Consider the following 4,308-nt stretch of genomic DNA (forward strand, 5'->3'; position numbering starts at 1 on the left):
AATTAAAAAAAATGAATATTATCGCTTCGGGCTTAACTACGGTAGATTCTCGCGACTTAATGAGCTATCTACAAGCAGAGATTCCTAAGTTGGGTGTTGGTACTATCGTTTTGGGCGAACCTAAACGTTTAAACAATGAGGATACCCACAGTTCTGAGAATGTGCGTCAATTGAAAATCGCTTTGGAAAAGAATTTTCCCACGCAGAAAGTGGTGATGGTAGACGAGCGTTTTACCTCTAAAATGGCCTTTCAAACCATGATAGATAGCGGCTTGAAAAAGAAACAACGTCGCAACAAAGCCATGGTAGATGAAATCAGTGCTACACTAATTCTTCAATCTTACATGCAACAATTAGGAATGTAATATTGCTTTTGAGCAACGGATAATATTAACCTTACGTTTGTAGTATAAGCGAATACAAATTCCTTTTACTACATGCAAAATATCCCTTCATATTCTTTCGAAGACAGCGGGAAATCAGAAAAGTTAGTCGAAGTCTTTCCCTGGGAAGAAAAAAGCTATTACAACTTCGAAGAAATGCACGCACATACCTACAATGAAATTTTTATTTTCTTGGAAGGAGGAGGAGAGCATGTGATGTTTGGTAAATTATACCAAGCACAACCAGGGAGTTTTCATATTTTGCCTGCTTCCTTTCCTCACAAATTAAAACGAACTGCTGATTCCAAAGGATTTACCTTGGCGTTTTCCAATCATTTCTTGGAGCAATTACAAGTTTTTCATAAGGAAACCAAACTCTTTAATTTGATCGCGAGTCCGGTTACATATACTGCCACATCCGAAGAATTTGAAGTGTTCAATTTTTACTTCAAGGAGCTTTTTAGTCATAGAACAGATGAGTCTTTACGACTAAATTTAGCGGCCCATATTTTATTGAAACTTTCGGGTAATCTCAATAAACAAGATGAGGTAGACGGTGTTTTTGTATTAGAATTTATGCGTTTGCTCAATACATCTTATCATCAAAAACCGAGTTTGAGTTTTTATGCTGAAGCTTTGGGTGTGAGTGAATCGAAATTGAGCAAAATGGTGAAGAAGAATTTTGGCAAGACTTTGCACGATATGCAAAATGAGAGAATATTGGCCAAAGCCAAACAATTGTTGTTGGAAAATGAATTGAACATAGCTCAAATAGCTGTGGCTGTAAACTTTTTTGACGAGGCCCATTTCTCTAAGTTTTTCAAGCAACATTCAGGAGTAACGCCTACTGAATTCAAACAGGCAGAAATCTACAAGGATTAAAATGTTTTGTACAAGGATGTGGGGTAAGATTCAACGATCTTTGTAGAAACAAAAACTACAGACCATGAAAAAAATATACAACATACTCGGATGCTTACTCTTGACGACCCTTAGTTTTGGACAATGGCAAGTTCCAGCAGGGAATCCATATTTTTATGGAGAATTAAGTTATCCCGCCATTGATACTGCCTATATAACAGGGACAACAGGTGAATTATATCAAAGTTTGGATGGAGGAGAGAATTGGTCCATTATTCAACAATTTGGAGGTTTTTCTTCTTTGCATAAACCGCAATTTATTAATGGTAAGTTGGGCTTTGTTAATGCGAATGGCGGTGTGTACAGAACATCGGATGCAGGGGTAACTTGGGATACGATTAGCGCAGATTGGATCAATCAAACGGGTCTTCCTTTTAACGATATAGTCATTGGAGACGATTATGTTTACGCGTATTATCAGGACAATGGGGCTATGCAAATAATTAGATCTGCAGACTACGGTGACACCTGGACGAATTTGGTGCTTTTACCATTTACAGCATACACCATGACTTTAGACCTATGGGAGGATACCTATGGATTGATTTTAGACCCAAACTATCATGAAAAATATTATTACTCCACAGACGGGTTTGTGACAGTAGACACAGTATTTACTCAGAATTTTCAAGAAGTCATAGGAGGAGGAAGATTAGAGATGGTTAATTCGGCATTGGCTGTGAATTATAGACAGTTTGGAGGAACAGGACCTTCTCAGCGTATTCAAGCGAGTTCAGGTTATGTTTATGACTTGAATTTAGATGGGTTTAACGTATTGCCTGTCATAGATTTGGATCAACAGTTTGGCAAGCTCATAGCATCGAGTTACTACGGGAAATATTTCATTTGTATCAACACGCATGCAACACAATGGATAGAGTACAACGTGGGAGTTGACGCCCCTATCTACAACATGGATTTTGCGGATGAAGATCATGCTATAGCATTGGTGGGGAATGAGTTGAGGTATACCAAGAATGCATCTACACTCGGAACAACTTTTCAAGAAGAGATAGATTTCAAAGTGTATCCTAACCCCTTTGAAAGTGTATTGAATCTTGATTCAGAAAATAAGGATGCAAGTTTTCGTTTATATGATGTGCAAGGTAATTTAGTGCATACGATGAACACGAGTGGGCAACACAATTTAGACTTCTTACATAGTGGCGTATATCTGTTAGAAATTAGAGATGGTGTGCAAAAGAACTATCAAAAAGTGATTAAAAAGTAACAAATAAGGAGTTTCTCTACTTCTTAATTTTTGGTTGAAGGTAGATTTGTTAATTTTGTAGCTCAAAATTGATAAGAATGATATTACCTGTTGTAGCATACGGAGATCCGGTGTTGAAAAAAGAAGGAGAAGAAATCGATAAAGATTACCCTGAATTAGACAAGTTAATTGAGAACATGTGGGAAACCATGTATGCAGCTCATGGTGTTGGTTTAGCGGCTCCTCAAATAGGGAAATCTATTCGTTTGTTTGTGGTAGATGCTTCACCATTTGCAGAAGATGAAGACGAGGACGAAAGAGCAAAAGGTTTAAAAGACTTCAAAAAAGTATTCATCAATCCTATCATAGAAGAAGAGAGTGGAGAAGAGTGGGCCTTCCAGGAAGGTTGTTTGTCTATTCCTAAAGTAAGAGAAGATGTTTACCGTAAAGAAACTATCGTTATCACCTACTTTGACGAGAATTGGGAGTTCCATGAAGAAACGTATTCTGGATATGCAGCACGTGTAATTCAACACGAATATGATCATGTAGATGGTGTGTTGTTTACAGATCACCTTTCTCCATTAAAGAAGAGAATGATCACTAAGAAGTTAAATAATATTTCTAAAGGTGAAGTGGATATTGACTACAGAATGAAATTTCCACTGAAGAAAAAAGGAAGAAAATAGATTACTCAATAAATTGAAGAGCTAGCATAAAATATGCTGGCTCTTTTTGTTTTCTTATTACATTCGTAAAAAACAAAACCATGAAGAAAATCTTTTTATTGGCGGGTTGCAGTGCCTTGTTGTTGGCCTGTTCTTCGAAAGGAGAAACCGAAGAAGTGAAAAATGAAACGGCCCCTGCAGAAATTACTGCGGAAAGCATTAAGGAAGGAATTCAAGTGATGGATGATTCTTTGGAAGTCATTTACAAGAACATCATGGAAAATAATGGACAACTTGATCGTAATGCTGTACTCGAAACAATCAACAGACATTTAAGTTTGTATAAAAACTTTCCGGAGGACCCTTCAACAGCAACGTCTTTGGACAAAGCTCAAATGTTGTTCATGCAACTGCGTTTAGAGGAAGAGGCTGCTCGATGGAGAGCTACCTTGTTAAAGGAATACCCAGACTACAAGGATATTCATAGGATTTATCAAGCACAAATTGTTTATTATACCATAGACAACGAACAACCAGAGAAAGCAGAAGAACTTATTCGTCAAGCTTTAGCGGATTCTGCAAACATGGAGATGGAACAAGTAGAAATGCTGAAGTCGAGATTAGAAAATATCGATTTAAGTTTTGACGAGTTGACCGAAAAAATGAATGCAAAGTAGTCTGATTTCTTTCTGTTAACGTATTGTTAAAAAAGCAACTTGCATAGAGAACTGTACGTATATTTGGTAGTAAGAAAATCAAAATAAAAAACAATAATTATGAAAAAGGCATTATTTACTTTGTCATTAGCAATCGCAGCTATCTTCGCTGTTAACACAGTTGTAGCACAAGAAGTTGTTGATGGAGCACAAATCGAATTTGAGAAAACTTTACACGACTACGGTACAATTGAGCACGGTGGAAACGGAGTTTACGAATTCGTATTTACAAACACAGGGAACCAGCCTTTGATGATTTCTAACGCTAAAGGATCTTGTGGATGTACAGTTCCTTCTTGCCCTAAAGAGCCTATCGCTCCTGGTGCATCAGCAGAGATTAAAGTAAAATATGATACTAACCGAGTAGGACCAATCAATAAGTCGGTAACTATTACTTCTAATGCGGACAA

Annotated in this window: 6 protein-coding genes; all 6 read left to right on the forward strand. The window is 37.2% G+C overall.

Going from position 1 to position 4,308, the window contains the following annotated elements:
• Positions 1-11 precede the first annotated feature (11 nt).
• A complete protein-coding gene (locus tag AC22ZQ_RS12765; RefSeq protein ID WP_318959157.1) occupies positions 12-365 on the forward strand; it encodes a RuvX/YqgF family protein in 354 nt (117 codons plus the stop codon).
• A 72-nt stretch (positions 366-437) separates the two neighbouring features.
• Complete coding sequence (locus AC22ZQ_RS12770) at positions 438-1,265, forward strand: helix-turn-helix domain-containing protein (RefSeq protein WP_318959152.1); 828 nt, start codon at positions 438-440, stop codon at positions 1,263-1,265.
• A gap of 64 nt (positions 1,266-1,329) precedes the next feature.
• Positions 1,330-2,535 (forward strand): T9SS type A sorting domain-containing protein, encoded by a 1,206-nt coding sequence (locus AC22ZQ_RS12775; RefSeq protein ID WP_318959153.1) that lies wholly within the window; start codon positions 1,330-1,332, stop codon positions 2,533-2,535.
• Between the two features lie 77 nt (positions 2,536-2,612).
• A complete protein-coding gene (def, locus tag AC22ZQ_RS12780; protein WP_318959154.1) occupies positions 2,613-3,203 on the forward strand; it encodes a peptide deformylase in 591 nt (196 codons plus the stop codon).
• A gap of 80 nt (positions 3,204-3,283) precedes the next feature.
• Positions 3,284-3,859 (forward strand): hypothetical protein, encoded by a 576-nt coding sequence (locus AC22ZQ_RS12785; RefSeq protein ID WP_318959155.1) that lies wholly within the window; start codon positions 3,284-3,286, stop codon positions 3,857-3,859.
• A 99-nt stretch (positions 3,860-3,958) separates the two neighbouring features.
• Positions 3,959-4,308 (forward strand): DUF1573 domain-containing protein (locus AC22ZQ_RS12790; RefSeq protein WP_318959156.1); only part of this gene is annotated, 350 nt, incomplete at its 3' end.

It is taken from the genome of Lishizhenia sp. (assembly GCF_057456495.1).

What these genes read in the sequence shown, in the direction of transcription:
- AC22ZQ_RS12765 (WP_318959157.1), top strand. Translation starts at nt 12, where the DNA reads ATGAATATTATCGCTTCGGGCTTAACTACGGTAGATTCTCGCGACTTA.
- AC22ZQ_RS12770 (WP_318959152.1), top strand. Translation starts at nt 438, where the DNA reads ATGCAAAATATCCCTTCATATTCTTTCGAAGACAGCGGGAAATCAGAA.
- AC22ZQ_RS12775 (WP_318959153.1), top strand. Translation starts at nt 1,330, where the DNA reads ATGAAAAAAATATACAACATACTCGGATGCTTACTCTTGACGACCCTT.
- def (WP_318959154.1), top strand. Translation starts at nt 2,613, where the DNA reads ATGATATTACCTGTTGTAGCATACGGAGATCCGGTGTTGAAAAAAGAA.
- AC22ZQ_RS12785 (WP_318959155.1), top strand. Translation starts at nt 3,284, where the DNA reads ATGAAGAAAATCTTTTTATTGGCGGGTTGCAGTGCCTTGTTGTTGGCC.